The sequence below is a fragment of the Acuticoccus mangrovi genome, assembly GCF_016411865.1.
GTDB classification, from domain to species: domain Bacteria; phylum Pseudomonadota; class Alphaproteobacteria; order Rhizobiales; family Amorphaceae; genus Acuticoccus; species Acuticoccus mangrovi.
This window is the reverse complement of record NZ_JAEKJA010000002.1, coordinates 178,375-197,324: the sequence shown is the minus strand read 5'-3', so window position 1 is coordinate 197,324 and position 18,950 is coordinate 178,375. Positions and strand designations below refer to the sequence as shown.

Below are 18,950 nucleotides of genomic sequence, written 5' to 3'. Positions count from 1 at the left end.
CGTGTTTCGGCCGGGACGGCCGTGGTCTTCAACATTCGGGTGGCATGATGGTGGCGATCCTGGTGACGGCGCCGCAGGCGGAGCCTGTGACGCGTGACGAGGCCAAGGCGCATGCGCGCATCGACGGAAATGCCGAGGACGGGCGCGTTGACGCCCTGATCACCGCGGCGCGCATGGAGGTGGAGAACCGCACCGGCCGGGCGCTCGTGACGCAGGGCTGGCGCATCGTGCGCGATGGGGTGCCGCGCGGCGGGGTGATCCGTCTGGCGCCGGCGCCCATTCAGAGCGTCGATGCGGTGACGGTCTATGCGCAAGACGGGACGCCGACGGTGGTGTCGTCCGACGACTACGAGGTGGACAGCGCCTCCGCCCCGGGCCGGCTGAAGTTCGCCGCCGGGCGCTTCTGGGGTGCGCGGGCGATGAACGGGATCGAGGTGGACGTCACCGTCGGCTACGGCGATCCGGAGGACGTTCCCGCGCCGTTGAAGCAGGCGGTGCTGCTGCTCATCGCCTACTGGTTCGAGGAGCGCGAGGCGGCGCGCGTCGGAGCGGTGACGGAGCCGGTGACGAGCGGCGTCGCGGCGTTGCTCGCGCCCTATCGGATGCCGAGGCTCGCATGACTCCGCGGATCGGGGAGCTGCGGCGCCGCATCGACATCGAGGCGGCGGTGGAGACGGCCGACGGCGCCGGCGGCGTGAGCCGCACCTACGAGGTGGTGGCCTCGGTGTTCGGTCGTGTGGAAGCGCGGCGACGGCGCGAGACCGTCGACGACGGGCGCGCCGTGGGGGTGGTCACGCACCGCGTCACCATGCGGCGGCGGGCCGATGTGACGGGTGGCGTGCGCCTCGTCGTCGACGGGACGCGCTATCGCGTGCTCGCCGTGGAGGACGAGGACCCGCAGCGTCGCTTCCTGCGCTGCCTCTGCGAGGAGGAACAGCGATGAGCGAAGCACGGCATGCGCTGCTCGAGGCCGTCTATGGCGCGCTCACGGGGGATGCGGCGCTCGATGCGCTCCTTTCCGGCGTGTTCGACGAGGTGCCGCGGGGGGCGGACTATCCTTTCGTGGCGTTCGGCGAGATGGCGAGCCGCGCTCTCGACGGCGATGCGGCGGGAACGGTCGAGCATCGCTTCGAGATCCTGGTGCATTCGCGCGCGGCGGGGCGCCGGGAGGCTTCCGACATCGCCGAGCGCGTCGTGGGGCTGCTCGACGGGGCGGCGTTGACGCTCGACGGCCACCGGCTCGATGGGCTCGCCCATCGCGAGACCAGCGTACGGGCGAGCCGCGATCGGCGCGCCTATGTGGCGCGGTTGCGATTCCGCGCGCTGACCGAAGCAATCTGAAGGAGGGCGCGCGATGGCGGCGCAGATGGGCAAGGACCTTCTGTTGAAGGTGGACCAGTCGGGGGCGGGGGCGTTCGTGACGGTGGCGGGCTTGCGCTCGCGCCGCATCTCGTTCGGCGCCGAGACGGTCGATGTGACCGACCAGGAGTCGGCCGGCCAATGGCGCGAGCTGCTCGACGGGGCCGGGGTGAAGCGGGCGAACCTCGCGGGCTCGGGCATCTTCAAGGATGCGACGTCCGACGCCGTGGTGCGGACGATCTTCTTCGACGGTGCGGTGCGGGACTGGCAGGTGGTGGTGCCCGACTTCGGCACCATCTCCGGCCCCTTTCAGGTGACGGCGCTCGAATATGGCGGCACCTATGACGGGGAGGTGGTCTACGAGATCGCCATGGAGTCCGCCGGTCAGCTCGTCTTCACCACGCTTTGAGGAGGGTATGATGGCCAATCCTCATCGGGGTGAAGTGACGGCGGTGCTCGACGGGCGGGCGTGGACGCTCTGCCTGACGCTCGGCGCGCTGGCGGAGCTCGAGACGGCGTTTCGTGTCTCGGACATGACCGCGCTGGTGGCGCGATTTTCTAATGGTGAGCTTTCGGCGCGCGATGCGGTCAAGATCATTGGCGCCGGACTGCGCGGCGCCGGCAATCCCGTGGACGACGACCAGGTGGCGCGGATGACCGCCGAGGGTGGTGCGGTGGGGTTCGCCGCCATCGTGTCGGCGCTGCTGACGGCGACGTTCGGCGGCACGGAGCGGGAGGGCGGCGACCCTTCTTGAGCGGGGCCGCGTCGCCGGCGCGGCCGTTTCCTTGGCGTGATCTGATGGCGTTCTTTCTCGGCGAGCGGCGCATGGCGCCGGCCGACTTCTGGGCGCTCACCCTTCCTGAAATCGAGGCCGTTCTGGGTCGTGGTGGCGCGTCAGAGGTGACGCGGCGCGGCGATCTCGCGCGGCTGATGGAGCAGTTTCCCGATGGCCGATGACGACGACAAGCTATCCGAGGAAGTGTGGGCGGCCGAAGAGATCGCCGACACTCTGACCGTCTCGGCCTCCACCTTCTCGCGCGTTCTGCGCACCGGGATGCGCCATGCCGTGGTGGAGGGGCACAGCCTCGAGCGGGTTCTGAAGCGGGCGGCCCTATCGATTTCGAACGGTGCGCTGGTCGCGGGGCTGCGGCCTTTGACGAACCTCGTCGGCGGCGGGGCGAGCGGGCTGTTCGGCGGGCTGGCGCAGGCTCTTGCAGGGGGCGCGGTGTCGGCGGCGACCGACGTGGTGCCCTTTGCCGAGGGTGGTGTGATCGGCTCGCCCACGGCCTTTCCGATGGGGGGCGGGCGCGTCGGGCTGATGGGTGAGGCGGGACGCGAGGCGGTGTTGCCGCTCGCGCGCGGACCGGACGGGCGGCTCGGCGTCGCCCTCGAGGGCGAGCGCGGGGCGCCGGTGATCAACGTCAACATCACGACGCCGGATGCCGCGTCCTTCCAACGGTCGGAGGCGCAGGTGACGGCGATGCTGGCGCGCGCCGTGGCGCGCGGCCGACGGGGGCTCTGAACGATGGCCGGATTTCATGATGTGAGGTTTCCGCTCGCCGTGTCGTTCGGCGCGACGGGTGGGCCGCAGCGACGTACGGAGATTGTGACGCTGGGATCGGGGCGTGAGGAGCGCAACCAGCGCTGGGCGATGAGCCGACGCCGCTACGACGCCGGCACCGGCGTGCGCAACCGCGACGACCTGCAGACGGTGGTGGCGTTTTTCGAGGAGCGGCGCGGCCGGCTCTACGGGTTTCGCTATCGCGATCCGCTCGACAACAAGAGCTGTGCGCCGAGCGAGACGCCTGCGGCCGACGATCAGCTCCTGGGGGTGGGCGACGGCTCCACCACCGACTTCGCCCTGGTGAAGCGTTATGGCGACGACTTCCTGCCCTACGATCGACCGATCCTGCTGCCGGTCGACGGCAGCCTTCTCGTGGAGGTGGGCGGCGTCGCGCGGGTGGAGGGCGCGGACTTTTCCTTCGTCGACGGGGTGATCAGCTTCTTCGGCTTCGCGACGCCGGGTTTCGGCGAGGCGGTGACGGCAGGCTTCCTGTTCGACGTGCCGGTGCGCTTCGACACGGACTTTCTCGAGGTCAATCTCTCGCGCTTCGAGGCCGGTTCGATCCCCTCCATTCCGGTGGTGGAGATCACGCCATGAGGGTGCTGGGGGCGCCTCTACGCGAGCATCTCGAGTCCGGCCTGACGACGACGTGCCGCTGCTGGCGGATCGCGCGGACCGACGGCGTGGTGCAGGGCTTCACCGATCACGACCTTGCGGTGACCTTCGACGGGCTGACCTTCTCGCCGCTCTCAGGGTTCGAGGCGACGGGAGACGTGACGCGAGCCGACCTCTCCGTCGGTGGCCTCGAGATTGCCGGGGCATTGACCTCGGCAGGGCTCGATGCGGTGGATCTGCAGAGCGGGCGGTACGACTTCGCCAGCGTGATGATGTGGCTGGTGAACTGGCAGGATCCCGAAGAGCGGGTGCTGTTGCGCCAGGGAACGCTTGGCGAAGTGGTGCGAGAGGACGGGGCCTTTCGTGCCGAAGTGCGCGGGCCGATGCGTCAGCTCGAGACGATCCGCGGGCGGGTCTACACCGCGACCTGCGATGCTGATCTCGGCGATGCCCGGTGCACGGTGGATTTGTCGGCGCTCTCTAGGATCGCGTCGGTCGCGAGCGTCGACGGGGCGTTGGTGATCGTCAACGGGATCGACTTCAAGGCGGCGGGCTGGGCCTCGCAGGGTGTCTTGGAGGTGACGAGCGGCGACGAAACCGGACGGCGCGAGCTCGTGACGAGCCATGCCGTGATCGACGATCAGGTGGTGCTGACCTTGCGCTCGGCGATCGTCGGCCTCGAGGCGGGCGACATGCTGCTCGTGACGCCCGGGTGCGACAAGCGCTTCGCGACGTGCCGGAAGAAGTTCTCCAATCATCTGAACTTCCAAGGGTTTCCGCATCTTCCGGGGAATGATCGGGCGTTCTCTTATGCAAGGTCCTCCTCGTGAGGCGCGGGGAGATCGTGGTGGCGGCCTTGGGCTGGGTCGGCACGCCCTATCATCACCAGGCCTCGCGCCGTCAGGTGGGGTGCGACTGTCTTGGGCTGGTGCGTGGCGTCTGGCGTGAGGTCGTGGGGACGGAGCCGGAGATCGCGCCCGCCTATTCCCCCGACTGGGCCGAGGCGCGGGGCGAGGAGACGCTACTCGCCGCGGCGCAGCGGCACTTTTTGGCTGCCGACGAGGTGCTGCCGGGCACGGTCCTGCTGTTCCGCTGGAAGCGGGGCGTGCCGGCCAAGCACCTCGGCATTGCGACCGGCGAGGGGACCTTCGTGCATGCCTATGACGCGGCGGGGCGCGCCGTCGAGGGGGTCTTGGGCCCCGTTTGGCGGCGCCGGCTCGCCGGGATGTTCGACTTTCCGGGGGTGACGGACTGATGGCGACGCTTGTACTGCAGGCGGCCGGGCAGGCCGTCGGCGGGCTTCTGGGGCCTGTCGGAGCGATCGTGGGGCGCGCCGCGGGCGCGCTCGCGGGCAACATCATCGATCAGCGTCTGTTCGGCGAGACGACGCACCGGTCGGTGGGGCGGATCGACGACGTCAGCGTGCAGACGGCTGCCGAAGGGGATCCGATCTCCCGTGTCTACGGGCGGATGCGGCTCGCGGGAACAGTGATCTGGGCGACGGATTTCACCGAGCACGGCACCACCACGTCGACCGGCGGCAAGGGCGGCGGGTCGACGGTGACGGAATATTCCTACACCGCGAGTTTCGCCGTCGGCCTCTGCGAGGGGACGATTGCACGGATCGGTCGGGTGTGGGCCGATGGGGAGCCCCTCGATCTCGATCAGATGGCTCACCGGATCCATACAGGCGAAGCCGATCAGGCGGCCGATCCCCTCATCGAGGGGATCGAAGGAGACGCGCCCGCCTATCGGCACCTCGCGTACGTGGTGTTCGAGAATCTACCGATCGGTCCCTACGGCAACCGGCTGCCGCAGCTGACCTTCGAGGTGATCCGGCCCGTCGGCGCGCTTGAAGAGCAGGTGCGGGCGGTGACGCTCATTCCGGGTGCGACGGAGTTCGGCTATCATCCCGACACCGTGAAGCGGACTCTCGGGCCCGGCGAAGCGGTGGCGGACAACCGTCACCTGACGGGGGCGTCCGACATCGAGGCCTCGCTCGACGAGCTGCAGGCGCTGTGCCCGAATTTGGAGAGGGTCGCGCTGGTCGTTGCCTGGTTCGGCGACGACTTGCGTGCCGGATCGTGCTCCCTGGAGCCGGCGGTCGAGAGCCGGGAGCGGGAGACGAGCATTGCCTGGGGTGTCGCGGGGCAAACCCGGGCGACGGCCAAGCTCGTGACCGACACCGGTGGCGATCCGAACTACGGCGGCACACCCTCCGACAACGCCGTGTTCGAGGCGGTGAAGGCGATCCGTCAGCGCGGGTTGAAGGTGGTGTTCTACCCCTTCCTGCTGATGGACGTTCCCGCGGGGAACGAGCTTCCCGATCCCTATGGGGGTGAGGAGCAGGCGGCGTTTCCGTGGCGGGGCAGGATCACCGTGTCGCCGGCTCCCGGAGAGGCGGGGTCGCCGGATGGGACATCGACCGCGGATTCGATGATTAACGCCTTCGTGGGGAGTGCGGTGCCGGGGGATTTTTCGGCCTCTGGCGCGGTCGTGACCTATTCGGGGGCGGCAGAGTGGTCGTTGCGGCGCATGGTGCTCCACTATGCGCACCTCGTGGATGCGGCCGGCGGTGTCGATGCGTTTCTGGTCGGCTCGGAGCTTCGTGGGCTCACGACGGTGCGCGGTGCGAGCAGCTATCCGTTCGTCGATGCGCTGTCGGCGCTCGTCGACGACGTGCGCGCCGTGGTCGGGGCCGACACCAAGATCTCCTATGCGGCGGACTGGTCCGAATATTTTGGGCATCAGCCGGGCAGCGGCGACGTGTCGTTCCATCTCGATCCGCTGTGGGCGAACGCCAACGTCGACTTCATCGGGATCGACAACTACTGGCCGCTCGCCGACTGGCGGGATGGGACGCACCTCGATCAGAGCCTTGCGAGCGGGCCGCACGACGGGGCCTATCTGAGCGCCAACGTGCGCGGCGGCGAAGGCTTCGACTGGTACTATGCGAGCGCTGCCGATCGGTTGGCGCAGGTGCGCACGCCCATCGCCGACGGCGCATACGGCAAGGACTGGGTGTTTCGCTACAAGGACCTCGCGGCGTGGTGGAGCAACCTCCACTACGATCGCGTCGCCGGGGTGGAAATGGGGACGCCGACGGCTTGGCTGCCGGGGCTGAAGCCCGTCTGGTTCACTGAGGTGGGCTGTCCCGCGGTGGACCGGGGGGCGAACCAGCCGAACGTCTTCTACGACCCGAAGAGCGCCGAATCGACGCTGCCCTATTTCTCCAACGGGCGGCGGGACGACGCGATGCAGCGCGCCTATCTCGGCGCGATGCTCGGGGCGTTCGACCCGGAGAAGTCGACCGACATCGAGGCGATCAATCCGCAATCCGGCGTTTATTCGGGGCGGATGGTGGATCCGCGGACGGTTCACGTGTGGACCTGGGACGCGCGGCCGTGGCCCGCCTTTCCGCACCGCTCCGACGTCTGGTCCGACGGTGAGAATTGGGAGCGCGGCCACTGGCTGACCGGGCGGCTGGGGACGGTGCCGTTCGAGGAGCTCGTAGCGGCGCTGTTCGCCGACTGGGGCCTCGAGGCGCCAGCGGTCACGGCAGCGCCGGTGGTGCTCGACGGCTACGTCGTGGCGGGGCCGAAGAACCTCAGATCGGTGCTGGAGCCGCTGTTGGCGACAACGTCGATCGTCGGCGCGGACACCGGGACGCTCATTCGCTTCGTCGGCCTCTCGCAGGAGAGCTCGGCGACGGTCGACGACGACGGGCTCGTCGAGGTCACCGAACGGCGGCCGCTCGTCAGTGAGACGCGGCTCGAGGCGGCGGAGCTGCCGGTCGAGCAGCGGCTGCGCTATTTCGACAGCGGGCGGGAGTACCAGGTCGCGAGCGCGCGCTATCGGCCGCAGGAGGGGTCGGCTCGGCAGATCGAGGAGATCGCCGTGCCGGCGAGCCTCAATGACGGGCTCGCCACCGAGTTGGCCGAGATTGCGCTCGCCGTGCGTTGGACAGGGCGGACGACTGTGCGCTTCGCGCTGCCGCTGTCGCGGCTTGCGATCGTGCCGGGCGACGTCGTCTCGCTGATGCTCGATGGCCGCGTGCGTGATCTCCTGGTGGAGGAGATCGAAGACTTCGGCCATCGCGAGGTGACGGCACGGACGATCGATCGTACGGCGATCGTGCCGACGCCGACACCGGGGTCGCCGTCACCGCCAGTCATCTCGCCGACCTATGCCGCGCCGATCGCCGTGGGTCTTAACTTGCCGATCGTCGACGATAGCGTCGCCGAGCATTTGCCCTGGCTCGGGGTCTATGCCCGCCCGTGGCCCGGCGAAATGGGGGTCTGGCGGGCGGTGCCCGGCGGGGCGTTCCAGCTCGTGCGGACGGTGACGCGGGCGGCTTCGCTCGGCGAGGTGGTTGCTGCGGCGCCGCCGGGGCCGACGAGCCGATGGGACAATGCCGGCCATGTCGATGTGCGCATCTACGCGGCGACGGTCTCGTCGGCGGCGGAGATCGACGTTCTGGGCGGCAAGAACGCCATTGCCGCTCGGGCGGCGTCGGGCCTTTGGGAGATCCTGCAGTTCGCGACGGCGGAGCTGATCGGCGAGCGGACCTATCGGCTGACGAAGCTCTTGCGTGGGCAGCTCGGGACCGAGGATGCCAATGCCGAAGGCCTTGCGGTGGGTGCGCCGATCGCCGTCCTCGACGGCAGCTTGGCGACGCTGCCGACGCCGACGGACGAAGTGGGCCTTCTGCGGACTTATCGGGTGGGCCCGCTCGCCGAAGGGGTGGGCGGGGGCAATGTGTCCACCTTCGAGTTCACGCCGACGGGGCGGGGGCTCACCCCCTTTTCTCCGGTCCATGGCGAAGCGCGGCTCGAGCCCGGCGACGGGTCGTTGCGGATCGCGTGGATCCGACGGACCCGCAAGGGTGGCGATGCCTGGCCCGCGGGCGGTACGGACGTGCCGCTCGGGGAGAGCGCCGAACTCTATCAGCTGGAGATCCTCAACGGTGGCACGGTGGTGCGGACCGTGGAGACGATGAGCCCCTCCTACACCTATTCGCTGGCCGATCAGACGGCCGACTTTGGCGCTGCGCCGGACCCGATCTCGTTCCGGGTGGCGCAGATTGCGCCGGGCTTCGGTGCTGGCGTTCCCTATGAGGTGACGGTCGATGTCAAACAGCCTTAATCTGGAATTGCCTTATGTGGAGGCGGCGCAGGCGCAAAAGCATGTGACGGTGAACGATGCGTTTCGGCGCATCGATGCCGTCGTGCAGCTGTCCGTCGCCGACCGCACGCTGACGACGCCGCCCGCCTCACCGTCGGAGGGGGATCGTCATCTGGTGGCGTCGGGTGCGACGGGAGCGTGGGCCGGCCACGATTTCGAACTCGCCGCCTACGTCGACGGGGCGTGGGTGTTCTTCGCGCCGGTCGAAGGGTGGCTCGCGTTCGTGCGGGCCGAGGATGCGCTCGTCTACTTCACCGGCGCGGCGTGGGAGATCCTCACCGGTGCGGCTGGAGCAGAGGCAACCGCGAAGCTCGGCATCAACGGCACCGCCGATACGACGAACCGCCTGGTGGTGAATGCGGAGGCGGCGTTGTTCGCCCCCGATCTGTCGCAACCGGTGCCGACGGGTGATGTTCGGATCAAAGCTTCGAAGTCGACGAGCGGGGACGTCGCATCCCACGTATTCCAGACCGACTATTCGGGGCGTGCGGAGTTCGGGCTGATCGGGTCGGACGACTTCTCGCTGAAGGTGTCGGCGGATGGGTCGAGCTTTGCCGAGGCGTTCTCGGTGGATGCGTCGACGGCCCGGCTCGACTTCGCCAAGGTTCCGTCCGTGGCGGGAGCGGTGAGCTTCGCCTTCCAGCTACCGAGCCGGGCCGACGGCGCGAGCACGGCCATTCCCTCCGACGTGGAGGTGGTCGAAACGCGGGGCTTCGCGGCCGAGAACGATGGCGGCGGCGGGCGCTACGAGCGGGTGGGAAGCCTTCCCTCCGACGGCCTCGGCTTTGCCGATGGCAACGGTGGCTATTGGGCGCTGTCGGGCAACGTCATCACGCTGCGGCAGGCCGGCGCGAAGATGGACGGGACGACGGACGACACCGCTGCCATCAATCTCGCTCTCGGCTCCGGGCGTTCGATCCATGCCGAGCGGGGCACGTATCTCATCTCGGACGCGCTCGCGACGGGAGCGACGGCGCAACGCATCGTCGGCGATGGGCGAGGGCGGACCAAGTTCAAGGTGTCGCCGTCGTTCAACATGTCGGCGCTCGGGGTGTTTCGGATCGACCACCCGTTCGTGTTCCTCGAGGACTTCGAGATCGAGTTCGATCAGTCGACGGCCTCTTCGCGAGCGACGCTCGTCGCCTATCCTCCGGCCGTCTACATGGTGGGTCGGACGCGGGTGCGTCTGTCGCGGCTGCGCTTCATCGAGGCTTGGGAGGGGGTCGACGCAACCGGCAACACCGGCGGGGCGCTGTTCGAGGACGTGGAGTCGGGCTCGTTCAACGTGGGCTTCCGGTTCGACGGCGCGCTCGATACGGTGGAGCTGCGCAACTGCCGCGTGTGGCCCTATAACTTCGCAGCGAACGCGACGCTCTACGACATCTACCAGGACAGCGAGACGATCGGCTTCCGCTTCGGCCGGGTGGACGATCTAAAACTCTCGAACTGCACCCCGTTCCAGTGCCGCATCATTCTGGAAGAAGGCGCCGACGGGCATCGCCCGTTCGGAATGATCAATGGATTGGCGCTCGACGGCTCCTATTCGCGCATCGAGATGTCCCATGGCGACGTGGCGGTGACGAGCCTCTACGCGACTTCGGCCGACGCCAACGACAGCTTCATCGTGCAGACGGGCGGCAATCTGGAGCTGTCCGATTTCAGCTTCCGGTGCAACGAGGTGTCGAACGTTCCGATGGTGCACGTTAACGGCACCGGGGCGAACTGTCAGATACAGAACGGCAAGTGCGAATTCGGGCCGAGCACACTGGCTGACGGCTTCCGTGTCACGACTGGGCAGCTTTCGGTCTCGTCGGTGCGCTTCGGAGTGAACTCCACCGCGGTGCGCACGGGGGCTTGCATCCGTCAGGTGGGCGGCGACCTGTCCGCCATCGGCAACAGCTGCAACGGGCCGACGACGGGAACGGGCGACTTCATCGCCGTGGCAACGGATGGCAACCACACGATCGTTGCCAACGATTCCAACGGTTGGGGATTCAGCTTTCCCTCGACGCGCGGCAATGGGATCTATGGCCCCAATCACGACGGCAGCAAGGTCGTGATCGACAGCGTGGTAACCTTCGGGGCCGTCAACGATACCACCGAGGGCGGTGAGATCCGTCTGGAGGGGGCCGGCACGAACCCGACGATGGTGATCGACACGGCATCGGGCAACGTGCGCGTTTCGTCGCTGGCGACAGGCAAAGCCCTTCAGGCGACGGGTGCCGACGGAACGGCCTCGCTCGGCGGGCGAGAGCTCCGGTTCAGCAACGGGTTGGCGTTCAACGCCGGGCTTGCCAACGATGTCAACTCGGTCGCGCTCGGCGCGCTCACCCTCGATGCGACGACCTCGGGCAACCACAATACCGCGGTGGGGCGACAGAGCCTCACGGCTTTGACCTCGGGCAGCACCAACACGGCGCTGGGATCCAATGCGGGATCGCAGCTCGTCTCCGACAGCGGCAATACGTTCGTCGGGTACAATGCCGGGTCGGTGCTGACGGCGGGGACGGGCAATACCGGCGTCGGGCGGAACGCCTTCACCGGTGTCGGCAGCACCATATCGAATGCGTCGGCGTTGGGTGATGGAGCGACCGTCACGGGGTCGAACCAGGTTCAGCTCGGCAATTCGTCGACAACGACCTACGCCTATGGGGCGGTGCAGAACCGCTCGGATGCGCGCGATAAGACCGATGTCCGCGAGACCCGTCTCGGGCTCGACTTCGTGTGCGCCCTGCGTCCGGTGGATTTCCGCTGGGACTATCGCGAGGACTACCGCCGGCCTGCCGGTCTCGATCCGGACGTGGAGTGGGTGGCACCGGAGGCCGGGTCGATGGTGCGCGAGCGCTTTCATCACGGCTTCCTGGCGCAGGACGTCGCTGCCGTGATCGAGCAGCAGGGCGTCGACTTCGGCGGCTATCAAGACCATGCGATCGCCGGTGGCGACGATGTGAAGTCGATCGGCTACAGCGAGCTCGTGGCGCCGATCGTGCGGGCGATCCAGGAGATCTGCGTTCGCCTCGAGGCGCTCGAAGCGAAGGGCTGAGACCTTCGCCTGAGCTGAGTTTTCCTTTGAAATCCGACTGTTGACAGGAGTGCGCCATGACAGAGCGCGTGCCTTGGCTCGACTATTTGATCCATCACATCGGTGTTCGCGAGATCCCCGGCCCGCAGCACCATCCGCTCATCGTGGAGTGGGGGAAGCAGGCCGGCATCGACTGGTGGAACAACGACGAGGACGCCTGGTGCGCCGTTGCCGTGAACGGCGCGCTGGTGAACTGCGGCTATCCGTCGACGCGTTCGGCGTTGGCGCGTTCGTTCACCCGGTATGGGACCAAGCTGACGCGGCCGGTGCCGGGGGCGATCGTGGTGTTTCCGCGCGGCTCCAACCCGCTCTACGGCCACGTGGGTGTGGTGGAGCAGGTGAATGGGGACGGGACGGTCACCGTCATCAACGGTAACGTGTCGAACGAGGTCCGGCGGTCGGTGTTTCGGATCGCCTCGATCCTGCCGGGCGGGTTGCGCTGGCCGCCGGGTGCGCCGCCGCCTGTGGCGGGAGCGCCCGAGGCTCAGGCCGCCGAGCTCGGCGAGCGCGTCTTGGCGCTGGGGGCGCGGGGCGAGGACGTCGCGACGCTTCAGCGTGATCTCAACACGCTGAACTATGGGCTGTCGGTCGATGGGGAGTTCGGCGGACGCACGCGCGATGCGGTGATGCGGTTCGAGGCGCGCCGCGGCCTCGCCGCCGATGGTGTGGCGGACGCTGCAATGCTCGCCGCTCTGCAGACCGCGGTGACGGCGCGACGCGATCGCGATTCCCGCCGCGAGGTCGCGACCAAGGCGGCCGCTCCGATCGCTGGCGCCGGTGCTGCGGTGACCATCGGGGCAACCGTTTCCGCCGGGGTGGATATCGCCAAACAGGTGAGGTCGCTGAACGACGGAACCGCGTTCGGCCTCGTGCTGGTGGTTGCGGTGATCGCGGCCTGCGCCGGCGTTTTTCTATGGCGCTTCGCCATCCGCCGCGCCGAAGGGCCGGAGGGGGAGGAAGTGCTGTGATGAACCCGCTCTCACTCCTGTCCCTGCTGGGATGGCGCGGCACCGTGGCGGCGATCGGCGGCGCTCTCGTTGCCACACTGCCCGCCTATGAAGTCGGCCGCTGGCGCGAAGGTGCCGCGACCGAGGCACGCATCGCGAAGGCGCTTGCCGAGCACGAGTTGAAGCGAATGGAGGCCGAGAATGGTCGGATTGATCGGGCGTTGGCGGCGCGGCACGATGCTGTGGCCGGTGGCGGGGGCACTGGCGATGGGCGGCTGCCAGACGACGGTTACCGGCGGGACTGACGCTTCCTGCCGGGTATTCGCGCCGATCAACTGGTCGGTGGAGGACACGATGGAGACCGCGCGTCAGGTACGCGGCCATAATGCTGCCTATCGGGCGTTGTGTGATGGAGGGGAACGGGTGCGGTGATCGGTCGCTCATTCATGCCTGATTCACTGAGTCGCCCGTAACGCTGGCTCATGCGTGTCGCGCCGTGGGCTGCTCTCGTTGGCTTGGTCTTGCTGGGCACTGTCGCCGACATGCCGTCGGTGGTGGGCCAAGGACAGTGCTTGTCCCGGCAAGAGCGGCGCGATGCGGTGGAATCGGGCAGGGTGATGCGTCCGGGGCAGCTCGGCCGCCGGCTGGGCGGGAAGGTGCTGCGGCTCAATCTGTGCCACGGGACCGGTGGTCTCGTCTGGCAGGTCACGATCCTGGGGCGTGACGGCCGTGTCGTCGGGCACATCGTGGACGCGCGGACCGGACAGTTACTGCGTTGAGTAGGGTGGAGTCAGATGCGGCTGCTTGTTGTTGAGGACGATCGCGATCTGAACCGACAGTTGACCGACGCTTTGAAGACGGCCGGGTATGTGGTCGATTCAGCGTTCAACGGGGAGGAAGGGCACTTTCTCGGCGACACCGAGCCGTACGACGCCGTGATCCTCGACCTCGGGCTGCCCGAGGTCGATGGGATCAGCGTGCTGGAGCGTTGGCGCAAGAGCGATCGGATGATGCCGGTGCTGGTGCTCACTGCTCGGGACCGGTGGAGTGACAAGGTGGCCGGCATCGATGCGGGCGCCGACGACTACGTGTCGAAGCCTTTCCACATGGAGGAAGTGTTGGCGCGGGTGCGGGCGCTGATCCGCCGCGCCGCCGGCAATGCCACCAATGACTACCATTGCGGCCCGGTGCATCTCGATGCGAAGGCGAGCAAGGTGACGGTCGACGGCACCATGGTGAAGCTCACCTCGCACGAATACCGGGTGCTCGCCTATCTGATGCTGCATCAGGGGCGGATCGTGTCGCGAACGGAGCTGACGGAACACCTCTACGACCAGGACTTCGATCGGGACTCCAACACGATCGAGGTGTTCATCGGACGTCTGCGCAAGAAGCTGAAGGTGGACGTCATCGAGACCGTGCGTGGGCTCGGCTACCGCGTGGCGCCGCCCGAGAATGCGGCTTAGATCACTCTCCGCCCGGCTGCTTCTGACCTCGCTCGGGTGGAGCGCGGTGGCGCTCGTCGCGGCGGGTCTCATCCTGGGTTCCGCCTTTCGCGAGAGCGTCGAGAAGCGCTTCGACGATACGCTCAACGTCTATTTGTCGATGCTGATCGGACAGCTTGCCGACATGATCGGTGATGGATTGGCATCGACGCCACCCGATCTCGACGAGCCGCGCTTCGTCCTCCCGCTGTCCGGCTGGTATTGGATGGTGGTGGATGCGGACAGCAGCGACGTGCTGCAGACCTCCGAGTCCCTTGCAGGCGATGCCTTTCCCATACCCGAAACACTGCGAACGGCTTCACCCGGATCGCTGCTGCAGAGTTATGTGGAGGGGCCGACCGGGGAGCCGCTGCGAATCGTCGGGCGCCGCGTCGCGTTCGGGGACGGGCGGTGGTTTCTGGTCGTCGTCGGCGGAGCTGCGGCAGAGATCGAGGCGGACACTGCGCGGTTTACTCAGCGCCTGGCACTGTTCCTCGGCTTGTTCGCGGTGATCATGGTCACGACGACGCTGATGCTCTGGCGCGTCAGCCTGCGACCGCTGCGACGGCTTGGAAACGAGCTGCAGGCCGTGCGGGAGGGGCGGGCGCGCCATGTGAGCGAACGGCTGCCGCTCGAGATTGCTCCCGTGGCTGAAGCTCTCAACATGCTGATCGATTCCAACCAGGCGACGCTGGAGCGGGCGCGCCAACATGTCGGCAATCTCGCCCATGCGCTCAAGACGCCGATCAGCGTGCTGGTGAACGACGCGGGCACCGACGAGGCGCCTCTCGCCCGTTCCGTCCGCGAACAGACGCAGACCATGCAGCGGCAGGTGCGCTACTATCTGGAACGGGCGCAAATGGCGGCGCGGGACCGTGTGATCGGCACCGTCACCGACGTGGCACCGACGCTCGAGCGGCTGCATCGGGCGATGGCTCGGCTCGGCGAACGGCGAGGCCTCACCATCCATCTCGACTTCGGCGAACCGGTCCGCTTTGCCGGCGAGCAGCAGGATCTTGAAGAGATCGTCGGCAATCTCGTGGACAATGCGCTGAAGTGGGCGTCTTGCGAAGTGGTGATCGATGTGCGGGCCGTTCCGGCAGGCGAGGCCGGGCAGGGAACCCACCGTCTCTTTCAGATTGCCATTGACGACGACGGCGTGGGGCTTTCCGACGCCGACTGCGTGGCGGTTTTGTCACGCGGGAAGCGGCTTGATCAGTCGAAGCCTGGGAGTGGACTGGGGCTCTCGATTGTTGCCGAGTTGGTGGAGCTCTATGGTGGATCCCTCGTGTTGTCGCGCTCGGCGATGGGTGGGCTGCGCGTTGTGACGCAGCTCCCGCGGGCGTGACTTCAAAGCGAACAACATCATTTAGACTGTGTTTAGGGTGTTGCTGCATTGTTCGATCTTAGCGGCTACAGGCCAATGGATGGTGGCAACGGGAGAGGTCGGCCGTGAGGCTTGTCGCGTGTGCGCTCTTGATGCTGTCGGGATGTGGAGCGTTGGGGCTCGGCTCTCCTGCCGAGACGCCGGCGGTGATCAGCTATGCGCCGACGGAGACACCGGTCGCCTTTTCGCTGCCTGACGGATTCCTCGACAGTGTCGGCGATGGGCCGAAGGCGGCGATCGCGGTCGCTGAGCGGGACGCGCTGCAGGCGCGCTCGAGCGGGGTCACCTTCTCCTGGTCCTACAAGGATCTATCGGGACGTGTGATCCCGGGACCGGTCTATATGGTGAACGCGCGCGCCTGCCGGGACATGGTGCACGAAGCCCAGCAGAACGGTGAGACGAAGCGTGCGAGGGCGACCTTGTGCCTGTCCGAAAACGGCACTTGGGAGCGTGTTGGCTGACGTCCGGCACGCCCGAGCATTGACGGACAGGTGCGGACGGTCTTAGGCACACCCGCCAGGGTGAGCACAGATGTTCGACAAGACGTATGACGCAGCGGCGATCGAGCCGCGAATTCGCAAAGTGTGGCAGGACGCTGACGCCTTCCGCGCCGGAGCCGGCGCGGAGCGCGACGCGGAGGCCTATTCGATCGTCATCCCGCCTCCCAACGTGACCGGCTCGCTCCACATGGGGCACGCCCTCAACAACACCTTGCAGGACGTTCTGATCCGCTTCGAGCGGATGCGCGGCAAGGACGTGCTGTGGCAGCCGGGCACGGACCATGCTGGCATCGCGACACAGATGGTGGTCGAGCGTCAGCTCGCCGAAGCGGGTGAGCCCTCCCGCCGGGAGATGGGGCGCGAGAAATTCCTGGAACGCGTGTGGGCGTGGAAGGAGCAGTCCGGCGGAGCCATCAAGGGACAGCTCGACCGGCTCGGGGCCTCGTGCGACTGGTCGCGCGAGCGCTTCACCATGGATGCCGGCCTGTCGGAGGCGGTGCTCAGCGTGTTCGTGCGGCTCCACAAGCAGGGGCTGATCTATCGCGACAAGCGCCTCGTCAACTGGGACCCCAAGCTTCTCACCGCCATCTCCGACCTTGAGGTCGAGATGAAGGAGGTGAAGGGCGAACTCGTCCACTTCCGCTATCCGCTCGCGGGCAAGACGTTCGATCCCGAGGACCCGTCCACCTTTGTGGTAGTGGCGACCACGCGGCCGGAGACGATGCTGGGCGACACCGGCGTCGCCGTTCACCCGGAAGACGAGCGGTTTGCCGACGTCGTCGGCACGAAGGTCGTTCTGCCCCTCTTCGGGCGCGAGATCGAGATCGTCGCCGATCCCTATTCCGATCCGGAGAAGGGGTCGGGCGCGGTCAAGATCACCCCGGCCCACGACTTCAACGACTTCGAGGTGGGCAAGCGGCACAAGCTCGAGGTCATCAACATCTTTGACGAGCAGGCCGACGTCCGCCTCGCCGGGAACGAGGCGTTCCTGGCCGGCATCGACCAGGACGCGGTCGCCGATCTCATCAAGGCGCTCGAAGGTCTCGATCGCTTCGCGGCGCGCAAGTGGGTCGTCGCCAAGATGGAAGAGGGCGGCTACATCGAGAAGATCGAGCCGCACGTTCATCAGGTGCCGTTCGGAGACCGCGGCGGCGTGCCGATCGAGCCCTTCCTCACCGATCAGTGGTATGTGAACGCCAAGCGCCTGGCGGGGCCGGCGATGGACGCGGTGCGCGACGGTCGCACCAAGTTCGTGCCGGAGAATTGGGCCAAGACCTACTTCGATTGGATGGAGAACATCCAGCCCTGGTGCGTTTCGCGGCAGCTCTGGTGGGGGCATCAGATTCCCGCCTGGTACGGGCCTGACGGCAAGATCTTCGTGGAACGCTCCGAAGCCGACGTGCGCCGCACCGCCGACGTCCACTACGGCACCAGCGTGACGTTCGCCGAGCGCGAGGAGGCTCTCGCGGCATGGGAGCGCGAGGACGACGGCTCCATCGTCCTTTATCGCGACGAGGACGTGCTCGACACCTGGTTCTCCTCCGCCCTTTGGCCCTTCTCCACGCTCGGCTGGCCGGAGCGGACGCCGGAGCTGCGGAAATATTACCCGACCAGCGTTCTCTCGACCGGCTTCGACATCATCTTCTTCTGGGTCGCCCGGATGATGATGATGGGCATGCACTTCCTCAATCAGGAGCCCTTCCACACCGTCTACATCCACGCCCTCGTCCGCGACGAGAAGGGGGCGAAGATGTCGAAGTCGAAGGGCAACGTCGTCGATCCGCTGGAACTGATGGACGAGTTCGGTGCGGACGCGCTGCGCTTCACCCTCGCCGCCATGGCGGCGCAGGGGCGCGACGTCAAGATCGCCAAGGCGCGGGTCCAGGGCTACCGGAATTTCGCGACGAAGCTCTGGAACGCCACCCGCTTTGCCGACTTGAACGAGTGTCGGATCGATCCGAACTTCGATCCGTCCGCCGTACGGGCGACGCTGTCGCGCTGGATCATGACCGAAGCGACCCGCACCGGTCGCCAGGTCACCGACGCGATCGAGGCCTATCGCTTCAACGACGCCGCCGCCGCGATCTACCGCTTCACCTGGAATACCTTCTGCGACTGGTATCTTGAGCTCGTGAAGCCCGTCCTCATGGGCGACGACGGCGCTGCGAAGGCGGAGGCGCGGGTGACGACGGCGTTCGTCATCGACGAGATCCTGAAGCTCCTCCATCCCTTCATGCCTTTCCTTACCGAAGAACTGTGGGCCGGTACCGCCGAGCGGGCCGGCATCACGCGCGAGAGCCTGCTCGTCCACGCGCGCTGGCCGAAAGCCGGCTTCGAGGACGACGACGCGGCCGGCGAGATCAACTTCATCGTCGACCTCATCGCCTCAGTGCGCTCGGTGCGGGCCGAATCCAACGTCCCCGCTTCGGTCGAGGCCGAGATCGTCGTCGTCGGTGCCTCGGCGGACGAGGAGGCGTGGCTCGTTCAGCATGATGCGGCGATCCGTCGGCTCGCGCGGGCCTCCGCGATCAGCGTGTCGGACGTCGCGCCTGCCAATGCGGCGCAGGCGGTGGTCGGCAACGTGGTGGTCTGTCTGCCGCTGGAGGGGATCGTGGACCTCGCCGCCGAGCGTGCCCGCCTCGCCAAGGAGGTGGCGCGTCTCGAAAAGGATATCGAGAAGATCGATAGCCGCCTCTCCAACCCCAAATTCCTCGAAAAGGCGGAAGCGGAGAAGGTGGAGGAGCAGCGGGAGAAGCGGGCGGAGACCGAGGCCCGTCTCGATAAGTTGAAGGCTGCCATCGGCCGGTTGGAGCCGGCCGCCTGATCG

General features: G+C 67.4%; 19 protein-coding genes. All 19 read left to right on the top strand.

Going from position 1 to position 18,950, the window contains the following annotated elements; all coding sequences use genetic code 11:
• Positions 1 to 47: 47 nt before the first annotated feature.
• The 19 genes from JCR33_RS03935 (at position 48) to JCR33_RS03845 (ending at position 18,947) form a co-directional block, all read left to right on the top strand.
• The gene (locus tag JCR33_RS03935) at positions 48 to 620 is read left to right on the top strand and encodes a head-tail connector protein (RefSeq protein ID WP_198880716.1); all 573 of its coding nucleotides are present in this window, start codon (positions 48 to 50) and stop codon (positions 618 to 620) included.
• The gene (locus JCR33_RS03930) at positions 617 to 943 is read left to right on the top strand and encodes a phage head closure protein (protein ID WP_198880715.1); all 327 of its coding nucleotides are present in this window, start codon (positions 617 to 619) and stop codon (positions 941 to 943) included. Before JCR33_RS03935 ends, JCR33_RS03930 begins: the two co-directional genes overlap by 4 nt.
• The gene (locus JCR33_RS03925; protein ID WP_198880714.1) at positions 940 to 1,341 is read left to right on the top strand and encodes a DUF3168 domain-containing protein; all 402 of its coding nucleotides are present in this window, start codon (positions 940 to 942) and stop codon (positions 1,339 to 1,341) included. The genes JCR33_RS03930 and JCR33_RS03925 overlap by 4 nt, the downstream gene beginning before the upstream one ends.
• A 13-nt stretch (positions 1,342 to 1,354) precedes the next feature.
• Entirely contained in the window at positions 1,355 to 1,768 is a 414-nt protein-coding gene (locus tag JCR33_RS03920) for a phage major tail protein, TP901-1 family (RefSeq protein ID WP_198880713.1), read from the top strand.
• Between the two features lie 7 nt (positions 1,769 to 1,775).
• Positions 1,776 to 2,114: a gene transfer agent family protein gene (locus JCR33_RS03915; RefSeq protein ID WP_232372209.1), complete on the top strand. Its 339-nt coding sequence runs from the start codon at positions 1,776 to 1,778 to the stop codon at positions 2,112 to 2,114.
• A gap of 44 nt (positions 2,115 to 2,158) precedes the next feature.
• The gene (locus JCR33_RS03910) at positions 2,159 to 2,317 is read left to right on the top strand and encodes a phage tail assembly chaperone (RefSeq protein ID WP_198880711.1); all 159 of its coding nucleotides are present in this window, start codon (positions 2,159 to 2,161) and stop codon (positions 2,315 to 2,317) included.
• A complete protein-coding gene (locus JCR33_RS03905; protein ID WP_198880710.1) occupies positions 2,307 to 2,882 on the top strand; it encodes a phage tail tape measure protein in 576 nt (191 codons plus the stop codon). Before JCR33_RS03910 ends, JCR33_RS03905 begins: the two co-directional genes overlap by 11 nt.
• 3 nt (positions 2,883 to 2,885) lie before the next feature.
• Positions 2,886 to 3,521 carry a DUF2460 domain-containing protein gene (locus JCR33_RS03900; RefSeq protein ID WP_198880709.1) on the top strand — a complete coding sequence of 212 codons (636 nt, stop codon included), beginning with the start codon at positions 2,886 to 2,888 and terminating at the stop codon, positions 3,519 to 3,521.
• Entirely contained in the window at positions 3,518 to 4,369 is an 852-nt protein-coding gene (locus JCR33_RS03895) for a DUF2163 domain-containing protein (protein ID WP_198880708.1), read from the top strand. Before JCR33_RS03900 ends, JCR33_RS03895 begins: the two co-directional genes overlap by 4 nt.
• On the top strand, positions 4,366 to 4,794 hold the full coding sequence (locus JCR33_RS03890; protein ID WP_198880707.1) for an NlpC/P60 family protein: 429 nt from the start codon (positions 4,366 to 4,368) through the stop codon (positions 4,792 to 4,794). Before JCR33_RS03895 ends, JCR33_RS03890 begins: the two co-directional genes overlap by 4 nt.
• The gene (locus JCR33_RS03885) at positions 4,794 to 8,684 is read left to right on the top strand and encodes a baseplate multidomain protein megatron (RefSeq protein ID WP_198880706.1); all 3,891 of its coding nucleotides are present in this window, start codon (positions 4,794 to 4,796) and stop codon (positions 8,682 to 8,684) included. Before JCR33_RS03890 ends, JCR33_RS03885 begins: the two co-directional genes overlap by 1 nt.
• Positions 8,668 to 11,766 (top strand): DUF2793 domain-containing protein, encoded by a 3,099-nt coding sequence (locus JCR33_RS03880; protein WP_198880705.1) that lies wholly within the window; start codon positions 8,668 to 8,670, stop codon positions 11,764 to 11,766. Before JCR33_RS03885 ends, JCR33_RS03880 begins: the two co-directional genes overlap by 17 nt.
• Before the next feature lie 56 nt (positions 11,767 to 11,822).
• Entirely contained in the window at positions 11,823 to 12,773 is a 951-nt protein-coding gene (locus JCR33_RS03875; RefSeq protein ID WP_198880704.1) for a C40 family peptidase, read from the top strand.
• Positions 12,773 to 13,057 (top strand): hypothetical protein, encoded by a 285-nt coding sequence (locus JCR33_RS03870; RefSeq protein ID WP_211110050.1) that lies wholly within the window; start codon positions 12,773 to 12,775, stop codon positions 13,055 to 13,057. The genes JCR33_RS03875 and JCR33_RS03870 overlap by 1 nt, the downstream gene beginning before the upstream one ends.
• A 267-nt stretch (positions 13,058 to 13,324) precedes the next feature.
• Positions 13,325 to 13,531 carry a PepSY domain-containing protein gene (locus tag JCR33_RS03865; protein WP_198880702.1) on the top strand — a complete coding sequence of 69 codons (207 nt, stop codon included), beginning with the start codon at positions 13,325 to 13,327 and terminating at the stop codon, positions 13,529 to 13,531.
• Between the two features lie 15 nt (positions 13,532 to 13,546).
• On the top strand, positions 13,547 to 14,218 hold the full coding sequence (locus tag JCR33_RS03860) for a response regulator transcription factor (RefSeq protein WP_198880701.1): 672 nt from the start codon (positions 13,547 to 13,549) through the stop codon (positions 14,216 to 14,218).
• Between the two features lie 46 nt (positions 14,219 to 14,264).
• Complete coding sequence (locus JCR33_RS25450; RefSeq protein WP_198880700.1) at positions 14,265 to 15,584, top strand: ATP-binding protein; 1,320 nt, start codon at positions 14,265 to 14,267, stop codon at positions 15,582 to 15,584.
• Between the two features lie 152 nt (positions 15,585 to 15,736).
• The gene (locus tag JCR33_RS03850) at positions 15,737 to 16,084 is read left to right on the top strand and encodes a hypothetical protein (protein ID WP_198880699.1); all 348 of its coding nucleotides are present in this window, start codon (positions 15,737 to 15,739) and stop codon (positions 16,082 to 16,084) included.
• Between the two features lie 70 nt (positions 16,085 to 16,154).
• On the top strand, positions 16,155 to 18,947 hold the full coding sequence (locus JCR33_RS03845) for a valine--tRNA ligase (protein ID WP_198880698.1): 2,793 nt from the start codon (positions 16,155 to 16,157) through the stop codon (positions 18,945 to 18,947).
• Positions 18,948 to 18,950 lie beyond the last annotated feature (3 nt).